Consider the following 17,893-nt stretch of genomic DNA (forward strand, 5'->3'; position numbering starts at 1 on the left):
GAAGTGGACAAGTTCTGCACCGATGATGTGCCGCAGTTCGAGCACTATCAGCGCCTGGGCTACTTCCAAGACGTCCCGCCGATCTACGCCACCGTGGGCGAGTTGGCCGCCGGCAAGAAGCCCGGCCGCGAGCGCGCGAGCGAGCGGACGATGACGTGCAACCTCGGCCTGGCGATGGACGACATGGCTGTCGCCCCGATCGTCTACGACCGCGCGGCGAAGCAAGGCATCGGCACCCGGCTACCGTGGTGAGTAACGCGGGCGACGGCAGACAACCGTAGGGGAGCCCCTCTACGCGCTCCCGAGGAGGTTGTGCCAATCCCGGACGATGGCACGGCGGCCGCACTGCCAGACGCCGCGTCTATCCCGCCTCCAGCCGCGCGCAGGCGCGCTGGATGCCGACGCCCTCGGGGATCGCCACCCCCGCCTCGCGCAGCGCCCGGCCGATCGCCGATAACGCGTAGAGCACATTGTCCTCGCTGCACGAGTGCCCCATCAGCCCGACGCGCCAGGCCTTGCCCTTGAGCTTGCCCAGCCCGCCGCCCAGCTCCAATCCGTACTTGACCAGTATCTCCCGCCGCAGTGCAGCGTCGTCAACCCCGTCCGGCAGCACGACCGACGTGAGCATCGGCAGGCGGTACCCCTCCTGCGCGGCCAGTTCCAGCTCCATCGCCGTCAGCCCGATGTGCAGCGCCTCGCCGTTGCGCCGGTGGCGTGCCCAACGCGCATCCAGCCCCTCCTCAGCAATGACGCGCAGCCCCTCGTACAGCCCGTAGATCGCCGTGATAGGCGCGGTGTGATGGTAGAAGCGCTCCTCCCCCCAGTAGCGCTCGACCATGCTCATGTCGAGGTACCAGGACTGCACTTTCGCCTTCCGCTTATGGATGACTTCAACCGCGCGGTCGTTGAAGGTGATCGGCGCGAGGCCGGGCGGGCAGCTCAGGCATTTCTGCGTCCCCGAATAGCAGATATCAATGCCAAGTGTGTCAACTTCGACCGGGACGCCGCCGAGGGAGGTCACGGTGTCAACCAGCAGCAACGCGCCTTGGTCGTGGACGATGCGCGCGATGTCCTCGAGCGGCTGCCAGGCGCCGGTGGAGGTCTCGGCGTGAACGATTGCGACGACTTTTGCGGGCCGCTTCTTCAGCGCCGCCTCGACCTGCTCCGGCTCGATGATGCGTCCCCATTCGACTTCCACGCGGGCGAGTTCCGCGCCGCAGCGCTCGGCGACGTCGCACATGCGCTCCCCGAACAGCCCCGCGACACAGACCAGCACCTTATCGCCCGGCTCGACGACGTTGCAGAACGCCGCCTCCATTCCCGCGCTGCCGGTGCCGGAGACGGGCAGCGTCAGGTGGTTCTGGGTCTGGAACACATGGCGCAGCAGCGCCATGGTGCCGTCCGCGATCTTCAGGAACGCGGGGTCAAGGTGCCCGACGAGCGGAGTGGACATCGCGCGCAGGACGCGCGGGTGGACGTTGCTCGGGCCCGGGCCCATAAGTATTCTCTGCGGCGGGGAAAGCTCGGGGTAAACCTCGGGCATAGCCTGGACCTCTGGGATGGTTTCGGGGTGAATTCGCGGCCCCGCGTGGTTTTCCCTCGCGGTGTAGCCGCTGGCTTAGCCCGCCGCAGGGATTGTGTTATAATGCGCGCAGCCGGAGGAATGACCATGCCCAAGCTGTGGCAGAAGGATTACGAAATAGATAAGCTCATCGAGCGCTACGATGTCGGCGACGATTACCTCCTCGACCACGAGCTGATCGAGGCGGACTGCCTCGGCAGCATCGCCCACGCGCGCATGCTGGCGAAGATCGGCATCCTCACGGAGTCCGAAGCCGACGCGCTGGCCGCCGCGCTCGCTGAGATCATCCGGCTCGCCGAAGGCGGCAAATTCGACATCACGCCCGAGGATGAAGACGTCCACACCGCGGTCGAGAACTACCTGACGAAGCAGCTCGGCGACGCGGGCAAGAAGATCCACACCGCGCGCTCGCGCAACGATCAGGTGATCGTGGACCTGCGCCTGTACGCCAAGGGGAAGATGCTCGAGGTCGCCGACGCCGCGCTCGCGTTCGCCGCGACGCTCGCGGAGTTCGCGGAAACGCACAAGAACGTCCCGATGGTCGGGCGGACGCACACCCAGCGCGCGATGCCATCGTCAGTCGGGCTGTGGGCGGGCTGCTGGCTGGAGGCGCTGCTCGATGACCTGGATTTCCTGCGCGCGGCGTACGACCTCAACGACCAGTGCCCGCTCGGCTCCGCGGCGAGCTACGGCGTGCCGCTGCCGATCGACCGCGAGATGGTCTCCGATCTCCTCGGCTTCGCGCGGGTGCAGAACAACGTGCTCTACGCCAACACGAGCCGGGGCAAGATCGAGTCCATCATCCTCTCCGCGCTCGCGCAGTTCATGGTGGACCTGAGCCGCCTCGCCGCCGACGTGATTCTCTTCTCGACGCCGGAGTTCGGCTACTTCGAACTGCCCGCCGAGCTGTGCGACGGCTCGAGCATCATGCCCCAGAAGCGCAACCCCGGCATGATGGAGACAACCCGCGCCCGCGCCGCCGTCGTTATCTCACACCTGACCCGCGTGCTGGAGATCATCCGAGGGTTGATCTCGGGGTACAACCGCGACCATCAGCATACGAAGGAGCCGCTGCTCAAGAGCCTGCCGCTGGTCGCCGACGCGCTCGCCGTGTGCGACCTGACGTTCCAGCGCATGCGCGTCAACGAGGAGCGCTGCGTCGCCGCGTTCACGCCCGAGGTCTTCGCGACCGACCGCGCGCTGGAGCTGGTGCAAGACGACGTGCCGTTCCGCGACGCCTACCACCGCGTGGCAAAAGAGTTGGATCAACTCGCCGACCGCGACCCGCGCGAGGCGATCCGCGCGAGGGAGCATCTCGGCGGGCCGGCCAACCTCGGCCTCGGCATCGCCCGCCGCCGCGTCAAGAAGCATGCCCGCTTCGTCGAGAGCGAATGCGCCAAGGCGACACAGGTGCGCGCGGATCTGCTGGACGCGACCGCAGCGTGAACGCGGGAAATGGGGACAGTTACCTTTGACTGTTGCACCCGACGGATCTCGCATGCCGCGCCGGGCCTGTGTGAGCGCGAGGCAGTGCGGCAAAAGGTAACTGTCCCCTTAGCTCAGGGAGCCCGACGCTACATTCCCGCCTGAAAACGCACGACGACGGCGACGAGGAAGAATGCGACGACGGTGGCGACCGCCAATTCCCAGATTCTCTCGTTAGAGTCCGGCGAGAGGCGCCCTTGCGGGCTCAGTACCCGGCGGGCGTACGGCAGCGCAAGCAGGAACGCGATGAAGCCGTAAATGCCGGCGCCGACGAGAATGTACGGAACGTCTAGGCTCCCTATGTTGCGGTTGGACAGCACGTCGTTTATCCGCAGCGGCCAGAGGCGAAACACCGCCGCCGCCCACAGGCCGTACACGACGCACCACCACGAGCCGACGGGCCGCGCGAGCGCGCCCTGCCGCGCCGCGAAGATAAGGGCTATTGCCATCGCCAGCGCGGCGTCGAGGAGCAGAACGCCCGGGGTCTGCAGATCCCCCGAGCCCGGCGCGCGCACGCCGCGATATGACAGCCACATCGCGAGCGCGAACGCCGCCACTGCCAGCGCCCACATCACGGCTTCCCACGGAAAGCCTGACGCCTCCGGCGAGCCGGGAATCGGGTCCTCGTCATGAGAAGACCGCTCGGGCTGCATCATCTGAGCCCCTTCCTCGTCACCCCCCGCATCCGCCGCTGCGGACGGTCGCTGCCGGGCACCCCCCGCGCGGACATTCGGCGACCTTCGCCACGCCCCAAACGACAGCCTCATCTCGACGGCAGCGGCTCCGAGAGGATCAGGTTGCTGACGCTGTCGTCAGCGAACCGGAACCCGATTTCGTATGCCCCCGGGGCTTGCTTGCGAAAGGAGATCCCGCGCAGCGTCAGCATCGGGGGAGCCAGCCCCTTGGCCTCAAGCTTCGCCGCGATCCTCGCTTGCATGTCGTTGACGTACGCTTCCACCATCTCGGCGTGCGCGGGATCGGATTTCTGGAGCGCCTCGAAGGAGAAGGCCAGCTCACCAGTCTCATCCAACGCCTTGACGTCCGCTTCGCCCAGGCTCTCGAGCCATGCGCGCCCACTGTCCACCATCTGATTCTTAGACGGCTCGCTGACATAGGTCGCCGGCTTTGGCCCGAGAACGATTCCCGCCTGAGTAGACTCGGACTTGCCGCCGCAGCCGGAGATGAGCAGGCTGCAAACCATGAGGACAGCACCGACCGTGAGGACAGACCAGACTCCACAGCGCGTCATCTGCGAATCCCCCTTCCGCGCCGCCCGCTGCGCGAGCGTGTGTCGGTGTACCGAAGAACTGTGTCAGGGAACGAGCGGGATACGGTGCCCCTGAAGCTAACCGCGCCTGCTTGTTCCGCGCCCTATACGCGAGACTATCTCGCGTGAGGCACGGTCTTACCGGCCGTTGATTGAGGCGTTCGTCAGGAGCCAGCGTCTTCCCTGCCGCATGCTCGCCTGGCGCACGTCGAGCCCGGAAAGGAAGTCTGAGTCGGCCGCCTCGGGGCGCCCTGAGCCATGCCTCGCAGCGCGACACACAAACGCCGGCGGGGATAGGATCCCCGCCGGCGTCGAATCGCTGCTCGCGGCCCGGGCGCGCGCCCGCACCGGCGGCGCCTGCCGCGACCTTCCGTCTTCTCTCAGAACGGCTTACTCGTAGCTCATCCCCACGAAGAGGATGAAGCCCGTATTGCCGTCCTCGCCGCCGTCGCGATACTTGACCTCGATAAAGCCGGTACGGCTCAAGTTCATGCCCGCGCCGACCTCCCAGGCGAAGCCGTCATCGTCCCTCTTGACCAAGGGGGTCTTCAGTTCATGGCTCGACCACCCCACGCCCGCGCCGTAGTAGACCTCGCGGTTCGCATACGTGCTGGTGCGATAGATCCCGCCCATGATGCTCCACGCCGTGGTCTCCGCAGCCCCGTCTTCAGCGTGAAGCCGATCAATGGACAGGTATCCCTGGTGCTCAGGGACGATGTAGTCCACGCCGAACGCGAGGTCGCCGTCCAGCGCGCTCTCATCCGGCTCAAACCACCCGACTTTCGCGCGCAGGAAGGGCTTCTCTTCCTGCGCGGCGGCGCCGTACCCGCCGTACTGCGCCCATGCCGCACCGGCCGACACCGTCAGCACGCCCAGAACGACTAGGACCAATACTTTTGTTCGCATCTGCGACTCCTTTCTCTGTGTCTTGGCTTGCTTTTGGGGCATTATCGGCACTTTTCCACATCTTGCGGCTTTCGACGCCCTCCTCCGAACTCCTGCCCCGTGATGTCGAATCCGCAAATGAATCTTCGGGCGGGCCGAGGAATTGCCCCCCCACGCGGGGAATACCGTCAGCGGCGCGTAACGCCGCTGGCGGTGTCCAACGCGCCCCGCGAGCGTCGTGCGGCCCGCCGCGAGACGGCCCTGCGCTCAGGCTCGCAGGCACTCGGCGCGAGTGCGCGGTTCAGTTGGGCGCCTGAGCGATCTCGCCGGGGAGTTGTGCCAAGGAGCAGCCATGGATTTCGACTTCCGCTCGATGTTGGGGCTGGCGGCGCTGTCGTGGTGGCTCCTGGCTGCGATGCTGACTCTCGCCGCAGCGCCCTCGCGCAGTTCCGCGGAACGGCCCTCTCGCGCCGAGGGCGACCCGACGGATCACCCCCGGCTTTACTTCGGGCCGCAGGACCTCCGCCGCTTGACCAAGGTCGCCTACGCCGCCCCCAGGTATCTCGAAGAGAAATCCTTCACCGTCACCTACTTCGGCGGCACGGACATCTCGTTCCCCCTGCCGCCCCAGCAGCCCGGCCCGCTTGAGGACCCGCCCGGCTTCGACGTCAGATTCGGCCATTATCCCTACTGGACCGGCATGTCGCGCCAGGTGCAAGCGCGCCTGGAATCGCTCGCCCTGTCGTACGCCGCCACGGGCGACGCCCGCTACGCCCGCCGTGCGGTCGAGTATATGCTCGCGCTCGCGGGCTGGCGCACCTGGAGCGATCCCGATTGCAGCAATCGCACGTGTCTCGACACTTGCCACCTGATGATGGGCGCCGCCTTTGCCTACGACGCGTGCTGGGACGCGATGTCGCCGCAGGAGCGCGGGCAAATCCGGGAGGCCATGGTGCGGCTGGGGCTGGCGCCGCTGGCGGAGGACGCGCTCGAGCGCGCCGAACACAACCTGCAGATGCTGCGCAACGCGGCCCTGGGCGTAGGCGCCCTCGCCATCTTGCCCGACCACCCACAGGCCGATCATTATCTGGAAGCCGCCACCCGATTCTTCCGCTGGTGGCTCGATCGGCGCGAGACCTCGCCGAACACCGAGGGCCTCGCCTACACCTCCTACGGACTCGACAACTGCCTGCTCTTCGGCGCCGCGCTGGCACAGGCCGAGAGCGACCGCGAGATCATCCACCACCCCTACGTCGCCCGGGCGGTGCGCTGGGCGCTCTACTTCTGGGGGCCCGACGCAAGCGGGGTCGTCAACTTCTGCGACGCCTCCATCGGTCACCCGTTCGAAGTCACGATGCGCGTCGCCAGCAAGTACCTGCGCGACCCCTATGCGGGGTACTACCTTCAGCGCACGGGACGCCTCGAGCGGCAGGATTTCATCGCGACCATCCTTCACGACCCCAAGCCCGCCGTCGCATGGCCGCCGCCGTGGCCGCCGTCGGCGCTGTTCCGCAGCATCGGCTGGGCAGTGCTGCGCTCGGGCTGGGGCGACGCGGACACTCTGTTCTCCCTTATCTCCTCGTCATCGAAAGAGGGCCACTGCCACCTGGATGCCAACCACTTCGTCCTCAACTGCGGCGGGGAGTGGCTGGCGGCGGACAGCGGCTACAAGTCATACCGCACCGGCGCCCTGACGAACTTCACGCAGGGAACCGCGGGTCACAACTCCATCCTCATCGGGGGCGTCGGGCAGCGGGACAAGGCCGGCGCGATCACCGATTTCTTCACCTCGCCGATCTTCGATTACATTGTCGGCGACGCCTCGCGCTGCTATGACCCGCAACTGCTGTGGCGGTTCCTGCGGCGGGTAATCTACGTCCGGCCGCATTTCTTCGTGATGCTCGACGAGTTGGAGTCGCCGGAGTCGAAGCGCTTCGAGTTCTTGCTCCACACCGACCGTGGCGGCCAGTACGAGATTGACGGCAAGCCGGCGAAGGCGGGCGAGGCGACGGCGGGCCGAGTGTCGCTGGTCAAGCCGACCGCGCGCCTCGACGTGCGCTTCCTCGAGCCGTCTGAGCCGCACGTCACGCTCGATCATCATCCGGGGACGCAGGACGAGTATCCGCCGCATTTCACCGCGCGCGACGCCCGCGCCAGGGAGAGCCAGCGGTTCCTGACGGCGCTGGTCGCCAGCCGCAAGCCTCCGTCGGGCCTGGTGCTGGCGCTCGAGGACTACGCGCCGGGGCGGGACGAAAGCGACGCCGCAGGGCAGCCCGCGGCGCGCGACTCCATCGTCCGCCTCGACACCTACGGGGCGCTGCTGTTCCGCGCGCGTGAGGCAGGCGATGCCCTGACCCTGCACCTGCCGGTGCCGGCCAACGCGACGTACCGCATCGTCGGTCATTTCCTCAAGTCCCCGGCCTACGGCGACTGGCAGATGTGCATTGACGGCGCCGAGGTCGGCGCGGCGTACTGCGGCTACGCCCCCGACGTGCTCACGCACCAGGAATGGGATCTGGGCACGCTGCGGCTCGCCAAGGGGAGCCACGAGTTCGCCTTCCGCGTCACCGGCAAGCACGAACTCTCCAGCGGCTACCTGGTCGGAGTAGACGACATCGAGTTGCGGCCTGTCGAAGACGCTGAGCCGACCCAAGCGTCGGGGGCGACGCGATTCCGCCGACTGAGCGGCGAGGGATGGATGGGCGCCGCGTGCGTCGTTGCCGATGCGCGCTACCGGGCCTATTACCGTCTCACCGGCGCCGACGAAATCGCGGACAAAGACATGTACGCCGACGCGGACGCCGCCCTCGTGGTGAGCCGCCCGGACGGCCAGTCCGAGGTCGCCTTCCACCGCGCCACCCGCGTCGAGATCGGGGGGCGGGAGATCCTCCAGGCCTCGACCCCCGTCAGCTTCTCGCTCGTCCCGGGCAAGCAGTGGAACCTGACCCTGGCGGCGGACAGCGACGGCGATGTCGTGGTCTACCTCGACGGCCAGCCGCGCCGGCCGAGCATCCCGCCCTCGCTGGCGCGCCGCGTGCGGTACGATCCGACCGCCGAGGCCCTGCGCATCCGCGTGCGCCCCGGATCGCACACCATCACGTGGTCCATGACGTAGCCGCCGGGGCAGCGGCCGCACGTATCGGCATCCCATCACGGCAACCGACGCGCGCCGCTGTCAAAGCGGCCCCGGCGATATTCAGCGACAACAAGCAGGAGCCATCGAATGAACCTACCGTTTTCCGCGTTCGGCGCCTTCGCCGCGTTCATCATCTGCTGCTGCGCGGCCGCCGCGCTCGAGCTTGATCCCGCCGACTTCGGCGCGACGGGCGACGGCGTCGCCGATGACACCGCCGCCATTCAGGCAGCGCTCGATGCCGCAGGCGAAAAGGGCGGCGGCGTGGTGCAGCTCGGCGTCGGGCAGTACCGCCTCAACGGCTCGCTGGTCGTGCCCTCGGGCGTGACGCTGGCTGGCGTCTGGCAAGGGCCGCATTTCTCGACACCGAGTCAGGGCACGACGCTGCTCGCCTACGCCGGCCGCGGCGACGAGAGCGCCCCGCCGTTGATCACCCTCAAGTCCAATGCCTCGGTCCGCGGCCTGACTGTCTTCCACCCCGAGCAGACGCCCGGCGACATCCAGCCCTACCCCTGGGTCATCCAGGGCTCCGGGACGCATCTCAACGTCATGGATGTGACGCTGCTTAATCCGTACCAAGGCATAGACTTCGGCACGTACCCACATGAGATGCACTACGTCCGCAACGTCTACGGCTGCCCGCTGCGCATCGGCGTGCACCTGGATAAGTGCACCGACATCGGGCGCGTCGAGAACGTCCACTTCAACCCCAACTCGTGGACGCGCGCGGGGGTCACCGAGCCGCCGGACGGGAGCTGGCAGGTGCTCGTGGACTACCTGCAAGCCAACTGCGTCGCCTTCGAGATCGGCCGCAGCGACTGGGAGTACATGTTCAACACATTCAGTTGGGGCTGCAAGGTCGGGTATCGGTTCTTCAACAGCGAGGCCGGCGCGACGAACGGCAACTTCCTCGGCATCGCGGCGGACTGGGCGGTGACGCCGCTGCTCGTCGAGCAGACTCAAGGGCCGGGATTGCTCATCACCAACGGGCAGTTCGTCGGCTCGCCGGGGGCGCCGGCCGTGGTGCACGTCACCGAGGGCCACACCGGGGTCGTGCAGTTGTCGAACTGCTCTTTCTGGGGCCCGCACGAGCGGGTCGTGCTCAACGAGGGGCCGGGGACGGTGAGCCTGTCGCAGTGCAACTTCGTGCAGTGGGATAACGGCAACGCGGGCGTGCCGGCGGTGGAGTTCCGCGCCGGGAGCGCCGTCATCCAGGGCAGCCGCTTTGGGCAGGATAAACCGCACATCCGGCTCGGCCCGGAGGTCGGCTCCGCCGTCATCATGGGCAATCAGTTCGCCGAGTCCCCGCGCATCGAGAATGAGAGCGAGGGCGACGTGCAGATCCTCGGCAACGTCACGGTCAAGTAGCCTCCGGCGACGGGCCGAATGCACACAGCACGCGGCGGCTGTCCCGGCGGACAGTAGGGATATACGAGTCGAGGGACGAATCTCTTCAACCGGAGGACCACCGACGGGTGAGCGCGCGTATTACCATAGACCGCGAGAAGATTGCGGAGTTCTGCCGCACGTGGAAGGTCGTCGAACTCGCGCTGTTCGGGTCGGTATTGCGGGAGGATTTCGGCGCGGTGAGCGACGTGGATGTGCTGGTCGCGTTCGCGCCCGATGCCCGTTGGAGTCTGTTCGACATGGCGCGCATGCAGCAGGCGTTGGAGGAGATCTTCGATCGCAAGGTGGACCTCGTGAGCAAAGCCGGAATCGAGACCAGCCGCAACCCTCTGCGCCGCGAAGCCATCCTGGCTTCCGCCGAGGTCATCTATGTCTCGTGACCGCGAGTACCTGCTTGACATTTTCGAGGCTGCAAAGCTTGCCTTGTCTTACGTGGCAGAGAAGAATAAGGAGTAGTTCGTCAAGGACACGCAGTGCCAGGACGCCGTCATTCGTCGTCTCGAGGTCATCGGAGAGGCCGCCCGTCGGGTGTCCGAGGCGACCAAGGCCGCTCTGCCGGAGCTTCCGTGGAGCGTCATGGTCGGCTTGCGGAACGTGCTGATCCACAAGTACGACAACACTGATCTCGCGATCGTGTGGAATACGGTCGCCGACGACCTCCCCAAACTCGTCGCCGCCCTCGCATCGGCGCTCGCGGAACAGGATGTGGAGACCGAGCCGGACTGAGCCCCCTCGAGTGCGCATGCCCGTACTCGGCGTGTGAGTCGCGCCGTCATCATGGGCAATCAGTTCGCCGAGTCCCCGCGCATCGAGAATGAGAGCGAGGGCGACGTGCAGATCCTCGGCAGCGTGACGGTCAAGTAATGAAGGCCCGCGATTCCTCGGCGCGGCCGACCCATCCGGGATGCGAGTCCCGACGAGCATCAGCGCTCGGAGATAATCCGCATGGACGTGGAACGTATCAGGCCGATAGCGATATGCGTCTTCCGCCGCGGCGAGGACATCCTGGTCGGCGAGGGATATGACCGGGTCAAGGACGAGACGTTCTATCGCCCGCTCGGCGGCGCGATAGAGTTCGGCGAGAGCAGCCGCGACGGTATCGTGCGCGAGATCCGCGAGGAATTGGGGGCGGAGATCACGGGCCTGGAATACCTCGCCACGATCGAGAATGTCTTTACCTGCGATGGCACGCCCGGCCACCAGATCGTCATGGTATACCAGGCCGCGTTCGCCGACGAGCGCTTCTATCGCGCCGAGAGCATCACGGGCCAGGAGCATGACGAGACCGGGCCGCTGTGGGAGTTCACGGCGATATGGAAGCCGCTGGACTACTTCCGCGCAGGCACGGCGCCGCTGTATCCGGAGAGCCTGCTTGAGCTGCTGGATCGGCGGAGGGATGACGGGCGCTCACCCGAGCCCCCGAGCCGCAGTGCAAAGGAGTGAGAGATGCATCTTGGCGCGCCGGTGTTTGAGAAGTGCGATGATCCCGAGGCGTGGGTCGCCGCGCTGAAGCAGCTCGCCTACGGGGGGGCGTACTGTCCGGTCGGGGCCGATGCCGGCGACGACGTTGTCCGCGCCTACGCCGCCGCAGCGGAGCAAGCCGGCATCGTCATCGCCGAGGTCGGGGCGTGGAGCAATCCAATCAGCAGGGACGACGAAACGCGCCGCGCCGCCCTCGAACACTGCCGCAACCAGCTCGCGCTCGCCGACCGTATCGGCGCGCGCTGCTGCGTCAACATCGGCGGCTCGCGCGGCGAGAAATGGGACGGCCCGCACGCCGACGACATGACCGACGACACCTTCGACCTCATCGTCGAGACCACGCGCAGCATCATTGACGCGGTGCGCCCCACGCGCACGTTCTACACGCTCGAAACCATGCCGTGGATGTACCCGGACTCGGCGGATTGCTATGTCCGGCTCATCGAAGCGATCGACCGCAAGCAGTTCGCGGTGCACCTCGACCCGACGAATCTCATCTCCAGCCCGCGGCGCTATTTCAACAACGGCGCGATCATCCGCGAGTGCATCGCGAAGCTCGGCGCACACATTCGCTCCTGCCACGCCAAGGACATCATCATGAGCGACAGCTTCATGGTGCACCTCGACGAGACGCGCCCGGGGCTGGGGATTCTGGACTACCGCGTGTACCTCGCCGAACTCGCCCAGCTCGATCCCGACACGCCGCTGATGATCGAACACCTCGCGACCGCCGAGGAGTACACGCTCGCCGCCGAATACATTCGCTCCGTCGCTGACGAGATCGGGGTAAGCTTCCGATGACGGCGCCTGCCGACTACGGCATCGCCTTCACCGCGCGCGAATGGGCGGAGCTGCTGCCCATCGAGCGCGACGCGGCGCCGCTCGGCCCGCGCGACGTCGCGGGCAGGACCCTCGTCACGCTCATCAGTACCGGCACGGAACTCGCCATTTACCAGGGCGAGCATTTTCCACAGCGCCCCGGCTACGCCGCCGTCTTCGAGGTCGAAGCCGTCGGCGCCGAAGTCGCGGACCTCGCGCCCGGCGACCGCGTGTTCTGCATGGGCCCGCATCAAACGTTCCAGCGCGCGGCGCGCGCGGAGGTGATCCCTGTGCCCGCGGGCATGGCGCCGGACGTCGCGCTGTTCGCCCGCATGGTCGGCGTCACCATGAGCACGCTGACGACGACGACCGCGCGGCCGCCGGAGCAGGTTCTCGTCCTCGGGCTCGGGCTGGTTGGCTTCCTTGCGGCGCAGCTCTTCGCGGCGTGCGGCTACGAGGTGATCGCCTGCGATCCGCTCGCCGAGCGGCGTGACCTCGCCCGGCAGGCCGGCGTCGAACGCGCGATCCCGGACGTGCCGGTTGACGATCCGGCGATCGCGCGCAAGGTCGGCCTCGCCCTCGACTGCTCGGGGCACGAGCAGGCGGTGCTCGACGCCTGCCGGGTCGTGCGCAAGCGCGGCGAAGTTGTCCTCGTCGCGACGCCGTGGCGCCAGCGCAGCGATCTCGACGCGCATCAGATCCTGCGCGCGGTGTTTCATAACTACGTCGTCATGCGCAGCGGGTGGGAGTGGGAGCTGCCCCGGCAACCGACCGACTTCATGACCAACAGCATCTACGGCAGCTTCGCGGCGGCCATGCGGTGGCTCGCCGAGGGCCGCATCCGCGTCGCGGGCATCTCCGACACGCGCCGCCCGCAGGATGCGCAGGATGCCTACCAGGGCCTCCTGCGCGATCCCGGCGCGCGCCTGACGACGGTTTTCGAGTGGAACACGCCGCGCGCATGATTCGTGCGCACTGTGAGCCGCGGCCCCCGCGGCGGCGGTGAAAGGACAACGGCTTCGTGACATACATCGGTGCTTGCGGCATCCTCATCGCTCTCGCCCCCGTGCTCGCGATGGCCGCGGCGGCGCCTAGCTGCAAAGCCGACGGCAAGCCGCGGAACCTCATCGGCTACAGCGAGTTCCGCACCAACCTGCCGACGCGGTTCGCCAACGCCTGCACCCGCCGCGCGTGTGTCGTGCGCGCCGACGGCACCGGTCGCCGCGAGCTGGCGGCGGAGCTGATCGGGGATGCTTACACCTGGACCGGCTTCGACGGCTGGTCGCCGGACGGGCGCCTCGCCATGGTCATCTGCGGCTGGGAGGATCCCAAGAACGCCGCGTGGGAGGAAGAGCACAAGGAGTTCCGCCTCACCGAGGGCTGGCTGGTTGACGAGTATCTCCTGGATCTGCAGACCGGCGCGCTGACCAATCTGACCGGCATCGAGCGGGTGAGCGACTACAACTCCGGCCTGTTCTTCTGGCCCGGCGATCCGAGCCGCCTCGGCTTCACCGCGATCATCAACGGCATCTCGCGCCCGTATGCGATGAACCGCGACGGCACCGGCAAGCGCGACCTCACCTCCGGCGCCGATGCGTTCACCTACGGCTTCAGCTCCTCCCCCGACGGCAAACGCATCTCCTATCACAAGGATTATCAGATCCATGTCGCGGACGCCGACGGCTCGCACGCGGTGCGCCTCGACACCGGGCAGTCGTTCAATTTCTGTCCGCAGTGGTCGCCGGACGGGGAGTGGCTGATGTTCCTCGCCGGCGAGCATTACGACTGCCATCCCTACGTCGCGCGCAGGGACGGCTCCGGGATCCGCAAGCTGGCGGATCGAGGCGGATACCGGGGCGTCGTGACGTGGGCGGATGTCGAGGACTTCCACGGCGGCAGCAGCGATGTGCCGACGTGGTCGGCGGATGGGAAGTGGGTGTACTACACGGCGCAGGTCGGCGACGCAGTGGAGTTGATGCGGGCGTCGCTGGATGGCAAGACCGAGCAGCTCACCCATTCCGAGGGGGGCGTGCTGAATTACCATCCACGGCCGTCGCCTGACGGGGAGTGGGTGCTGTTCGGGTCGAACCGCAGCGGCGTGCGGCAGCTCTACGTGGCGCGCGCGAACGGCGCGGATGCGTATCCCATCACCCACATGCGCGCGGGCTCGGGCGCGATGTGGCCGCACTGGCAGCCGGTGGGGCGCGGGGACAACATCCCGTAGGGGAGCCCGCGGCGAGCCGGGTCAGGATGGATCGCGACGCCTTTCACCCCCACCTCCCTCCTCTCCCTGTCAGGGAGAGGATACGATCTGAGCGGCGTTCCGACGATTCGAGGCCGCGGCTCATCACACCAGGGTATTCCCCTGACGCCGAAAGCCCGCTAGAATGTTCCCATGTGGCGTACGCGGTTGATTGCGGCGGCGGTCATCCTAATCCTCGGCGGCGGCGGGTACTTGGTCTGGCGGCTCACCCATCCGCCGCTGTCGGACGAAGAGCAAATCGCGCGGCTCATTGACCGCGTCGAGCAAGGCGTCGAGAAGAAGAGCCCGCGGATGATCCTCGCGAACATCGCCGACGACTACCGCGACCCCTTTGGCTTCACCAAGCGCGACATCTACCGGAGTGCTCTGAGCCTACTCCGCACCGAAGGCAGCCTCCAGGTCGTGCTCAGCGACGTCGAGATCGCGGTCAACGATGCCGACGCCGACGTTGCCGTCACGGGCGAGGTGATGCTCACCGAAGGTGGAGAGCAGTCCCAGGCATTCCGGGGCGCGCTCACCATCCACCTGCGCGAGCGCGACGGCAAGTGGCTCGTCACCTCCGCAACGGGGTGGCAGAGCGGGGTGACGAGCGAGTTCGAGTAAGTGCGCCGCGGCGCTGTCCCACACCAGAGCGATGGAGAACCATGGCTGACCAGGCAGCCGTAGATCAGTGGCTCGCGGATTTCGCCCACCGATTGCGGGAGACCTTCGGCGACCGGCTCCTATTCGTCGGCCATCATGGGAGCTGGGCGCGGGGCGAGGCCGCGACCGACAGCGACATTGACACCATGGTCATCGTCGATCGCATTGGGGATGATGACCTCGCCGCCTTCCGGGCCGTGGTGACAGCCATGCCCGAGGGCGGGCGCTCGGCAAGCGGGCTGTTCAACTCGGCGGCGGAGGTGCGCGCGCGTCCCCCTTCTGAGCTGCTGCAGTACTTCTGGGGGTGCCGACCGCTCCACGGCGGCATGGACGGCATAGTCGCGCGGCCGACCGGCAGCCAGCTTCTCGAGGACGTCCGCCGCAAGGCCTCAGATAATCTCCTCAACGCCCGGCATTACCTGCTCTACCCGCATGACCTCCGGCAGAAGGTGCACGGCCTGCGCTATCCGTTCAAGGAGTGCTTCTACGCGCTTCAGGAGTGGCTGCTGGCGGAGCGCGGAACGTTCTACGCGCGCAAGGAGGACCTGCTCGACGCGCTCGCCGACGCCGACGACCGAGCGGTCGTGGAGGTGGCGCGCGACTGGCCGCAGTCGGAAGCCGACCGCAACGCGCGGCCGGAGCACTACGTCGGGCTCCTCGAGCGCTGGAGCCGCCGCGCGCTGGAACGGCTGGGGGCTGCGGCGCGCACCGGGCCGGGAACGTGAGGCAAGAGCCCGCCCTGTCATTCTGAGCCCCGACTCGTTCGGGGCGAAGAATCTCGGTCCCGCCGAACCCATCACTGACCGAGTTCAACCTGTGCCGCGAGGAGGTCTCGGCCCGGAGTAAGCCCCCCTCGGAGCGGGCCAGGGGACGGACAGGGAACATCTGGCGGCGGCACGGAGTCTAAGAAGCTGCAAGGCCTGTCGAACCCCCATGAAAGGAGATTCGAAGATGCGTGTCTGGCTAGCTGTAATCGCAGGTGCCGTGATTCTCGCTCTCGGCGGCGCGGCGTCGGCGGAGATGGTGAAGGGCCAGGCGACCACGATCGCCCATCCCACGATGACCGTCACCGGATCCGGGACCGTCGAAGTCGCACCGGATACGCTGCGCGTCACCGCGAGCATCATCACCGAAGGCGACACTGTCGAAGCGGCCCGCGAGCGCAACGCGCAGATCGTGCGCGCGGCGATGGACGCGGTGAAGGCGCTCAATCTCGCCAACGTCATGACGAAGACGCTGGACTACACGCTCGAACGCGTGACGCAGAACGCGAGCGTGCGCCTGAAGGTTGACCCATCGAAATGGGACATCCCCTGGAAGATCACCGAGACGGATCTCGCGGATTCGAGCTTCCATATCGACGTCCCCGTGACCCTTGGGTACCGGGCCGCGAACAGCCTGACGGTGAGGATTCAGGGCGAGCGCGAGGCGCTGTCCGACGGCGCCGGCAAGATCATTGACGCGCTGATGGCGGCGGGGACGAACCAGATCACCAGCGTCGCCTACACCCTGGAGAAGGACAACAGCGCGGCGATGCGCGAGTCGCTGACGAAAGCGGTGAGGGATGCGCAGATGACTGCCGAGGCCGTCGCCGCCGCCGCGGGGCGCACCATCGTCGGCATCCGCAACATCAGCCCGAGCTACAGGTATCCGGCGATGGAGCTGCGCAACGTCCAGGCTTCCTTCCGCGGAGGGAGGTACGCAGAGCAGGCGACGCCGACGTCCGTGACGGCAGGGATGCTCGAGATGACCGCCCAGGTCAACATCAATTACGAACTCGACTTCAACCCGGGCGACACGCAGTTCCTGCCCGCGCCGCAGTAGCAATGGGCGTTGCGGCGGCGCTGCATCAGCATGGCGGCATGCCCTTGCGTCGCCCTAGCCGCTGCCGACGTGCCCTGGGACGATGCCCTTGATCCACGGCGGCGTGCGTCGCGTTCGACGTCGGCACACCCGCTCGCTGCGCGCCGGCGCGACGCACGCCAACGCCTTGGGCAGGACGCTGATATCCGCCGGCGTGCAGCCGGCCGCGTCACCGTCAACTTGCAGCAGCAACGGCGGGTCGCATTCGACGCGCAGCGACCGCGCGCGCGTGTGATACACGCCTGGATAACCCTCCGGCCTGCTGCGCAGGATTGCCAGCAGTTGCCCCGCGGTCTGCGCCGGTGAACTGCTCTGGAACAGCCACAGGTCGAGCCAGCCGTCATCCATGCTCGCGCCGGGCGCGAGATGCCAGGAGTACGCGTACCGGCTCGCATTCGCCACCACCACGAGCCACGCCCGGGTCTCGAAGCTCAGCCGCTCGGTGGTGACGCGGAACCAGCTCGGCGAGTACTCGCGAAGCAGGCGCAGGCAGCGGGTCAGATATGCGCACAGGCCGACCGGGCTCTTCTTATTCAGCGCCGGCACGACCTGCTGCACGATCGCCGCGTCGAAGCCCATGCCCGCCATGAGCGAGAACGGCCGTCCGTTCGCGATCCCCAGATCAATCCGCCGCACGCCGCCGCCGATCGCCGCATCCGCCGCCGCGTCGAGGCTCAACGGCACGCCGAGCTGCCGCGCGAGGACGTTGAGCGTCCCCACCGGCACGACCGCCAGGGGGAACTCGGTGCCCATCAGCGCGGGCAGGGCCGCGTTGATCGTGCCGTCGCCGCCGGCAACGATGACCCGCGTTCGCTCGGGCGACTCGCCGCGCAGCGCCTCGCGCAGGGCATCGGCCACATCGCTCGGCCGCGGGGCCGGAACCCGGCGCACCTCGACGCCCGCGCTCCGCAGGCGCCGCTCCACGCGCGCCAGGTCGGACGCTCTGCGAACGCCGCCGGCGTACGGGTTCGCGACCAGCAGGCAGGTGGTGGCGGTGCCCTCAACGGCTCTCGCTTTCCGGGCGAGGACCGGAGAGGGTGCCGCCCATCGCGTGCCGCGGAACCC

The 17,893-nt window shown here is 67.5% G+C and carries 17 protein-coding genes and 1 pseudogene; 13 read left to right on the forward strand and 5 right to left on the reverse strand.

Going from position 1 to position 17,893, the window contains the following annotated elements; genetic code table 11:
* The coding region (locus JSV65_06435) for an ornithine cyclodeaminase family protein (GenBank protein UCH35985.1) at positions 1–252 on the forward strand (252 nt) is incomplete at its 5' end.
* Positions 253–361: 109 nt separating this feature from the next.
* On the opposite strand, the gene JSV65_06440 is transcribed toward JSV65_06435, so the two are convergent.
* Entirely contained in the window at positions 362–1,543 is a 1,182-nt protein-coding gene (locus JSV65_06440) for an alanine--glyoxylate aminotransferase family protein (protein ID UCH35986.1), read from the reverse strand.
* Positions 1,544–1,669: 126 nt separating this feature from the next.
* Here JSV65_06440 and argH point away from each other — a divergent pair, with 126 nt between their 5' ends.
* Positions 1,670–3,028 carry an argininosuccinate lyase gene (gene argH, locus JSV65_06445; GenBank protein ID UCH35987.1) on the forward strand — a complete coding sequence of 453 codons (1,359 nt, stop codon included), beginning with the start codon at positions 1,670–1,672 and terminating at the stop codon, positions 3,026–3,028.
* A 128-nt stretch (positions 3,029–3,156) separates the two neighbouring features.
* Here argH and JSV65_06450 read toward each other — a convergent pair whose 3' ends face one another.
* The 3 genes from JSV65_06450 to JSV65_06460 form a co-directional block, all read right to left on the reverse strand.
* Complete coding sequence (locus tag JSV65_06450; GenBank protein UCH35988.1) at positions 3,157–3,723, reverse strand: hypothetical protein; 567 nt, start codon at positions 3,721–3,723, stop codon at positions 3,157–3,159.
* 107 nt (positions 3,724–3,830) lie between these two features.
* Positions 3,831–4,268, reverse strand: coding sequence for a hypothetical protein (locus JSV65_06455; protein ID UCH35989.1), 438 nt, complete (start codon positions 4,266–4,268; stop codon positions 3,831–3,833).
* A gap of 456 nt (positions 4,269–4,724) precedes the next feature.
* Complete coding sequence (locus tag JSV65_06460; GenBank protein ID UCH35990.1) at positions 4,725–5,240, reverse strand: hypothetical protein; 516 nt, start codon at positions 5,238–5,240, stop codon at positions 4,725–4,727.
* Positions 5,241–5,571: 331 nt separating this feature from the next.
* Between JSV65_06460 and JSV65_06465 the strand changes: the two genes are divergently transcribed.
* The 11 genes and pseudogenes from JSV65_06465 (at position 5,572) to JSV65_06515 (ending at position 16,789) form a co-directional block, all read left to right on the forward strand.
* Positions 5,572–8,334: a heparinase II/III family protein gene (locus tag JSV65_06465; protein UCH35991.1), complete on the forward strand. Its 2,763-nt coding sequence runs from the start codon at positions 5,572–5,574 to the stop codon at positions 8,332–8,334.
* Between the two features lie 108 nt (positions 8,335–8,442).
* Positions 8,443–9,720 (forward strand): hypothetical protein, encoded by a 1,278-nt coding sequence (locus JSV65_06470; GenBank protein UCH35992.1) that lies wholly within the window; start codon positions 8,443–8,445, stop codon positions 9,718–9,720.
* Positions 9,721–9,827: 107 nt separating this feature from the next.
* Positions 9,828–10,139, forward strand: coding sequence for a nucleotidyltransferase domain-containing protein (locus JSV65_06475; GenBank protein UCH35993.1), 312 nt, complete (start codon positions 9,828–9,830; stop codon positions 10,137–10,139).
* Positions 10,129–10,485, forward strand: a pseudogene (locus JSV65_06480) (DUF86 domain-containing protein). Before JSV65_06475 ends, JSV65_06480 begins: the two are co-directional and overlap by 11 nt.
* 219 nt (positions 10,486–10,704) lie before the next feature.
* The gene (locus JSV65_06485) at positions 10,705–11,202 is read left to right on the forward strand and encodes an NUDIX hydrolase (GenBank protein UCH35994.1); all 498 of its coding nucleotides are present in this window, start codon (positions 10,705–10,707) and stop codon (positions 11,200–11,202) included.
* Between the two features lie 3 nt (positions 11,203–11,205).
* Complete coding sequence (locus tag JSV65_06490; protein UCH35995.1) at positions 11,206–12,042, forward strand: sugar phosphate isomerase/epimerase; 837 nt, start codon at positions 11,206–11,208, stop codon at positions 12,040–12,042.
* A complete protein-coding gene (locus JSV65_06495; GenBank protein ID UCH35996.1) occupies positions 12,039–13,025 on the forward strand; it encodes a zinc-binding dehydrogenase in 987 nt (328 codons plus the stop codon). The genes JSV65_06490 and JSV65_06495 overlap by 4 nt, the downstream gene beginning before the upstream one ends.
* 56 nt (positions 13,026–13,081) lie before the next feature.
* Positions 13,082–14,284 carry a PD40 domain-containing protein gene (locus JSV65_06500; GenBank protein UCH35997.1) on the forward strand — a complete coding sequence of 401 codons (1,203 nt, stop codon included), beginning with the start codon at positions 13,082–13,084 and terminating at the stop codon, positions 14,282–14,284.
* A gap of 171 nt (positions 14,285–14,455) precedes the next feature.
* Positions 14,456–14,926 (forward strand): hypothetical protein, encoded by a 471-nt coding sequence (locus tag JSV65_06505; GenBank protein UCH35998.1) that lies wholly within the window; start codon positions 14,456–14,458, stop codon positions 14,924–14,926.
* A gap of 41 nt (positions 14,927–14,967) precedes the next feature.
* Complete coding sequence (locus JSV65_06510) at positions 14,968–15,690, forward strand: nucleotidyltransferase domain-containing protein (GenBank protein ID UCH35999.1); 723 nt, start codon at positions 14,968–14,970, stop codon at positions 15,688–15,690.
* A 226-nt stretch (positions 15,691–15,916) separates the two neighbouring features.
* Positions 15,917–16,789: an SIMPL domain-containing protein gene (locus tag JSV65_06515; protein ID UCH36000.1), complete on the forward strand. Its 873-nt coding sequence runs from the start codon at positions 15,917–15,919 to the stop codon at positions 16,787–16,789.
* Positions 16,790–16,843: 54 nt separating this feature from the next.
* On the opposite strand, the gene JSV65_06520 is transcribed toward JSV65_06515, so the two are convergent.
* Positions 16,844–17,893: diacylglycerol kinase family lipid kinase (locus JSV65_06520; GenBank protein UCH36001.1), on the reverse strand; the 1,050-nt coding region annotated here is incomplete at its 5' end.

Source organism: Armatimonadota bacterium, assembly GCA_020354555.1.
Classification (GTDB): Bacteria; Armatimonadota; Hebobacteria.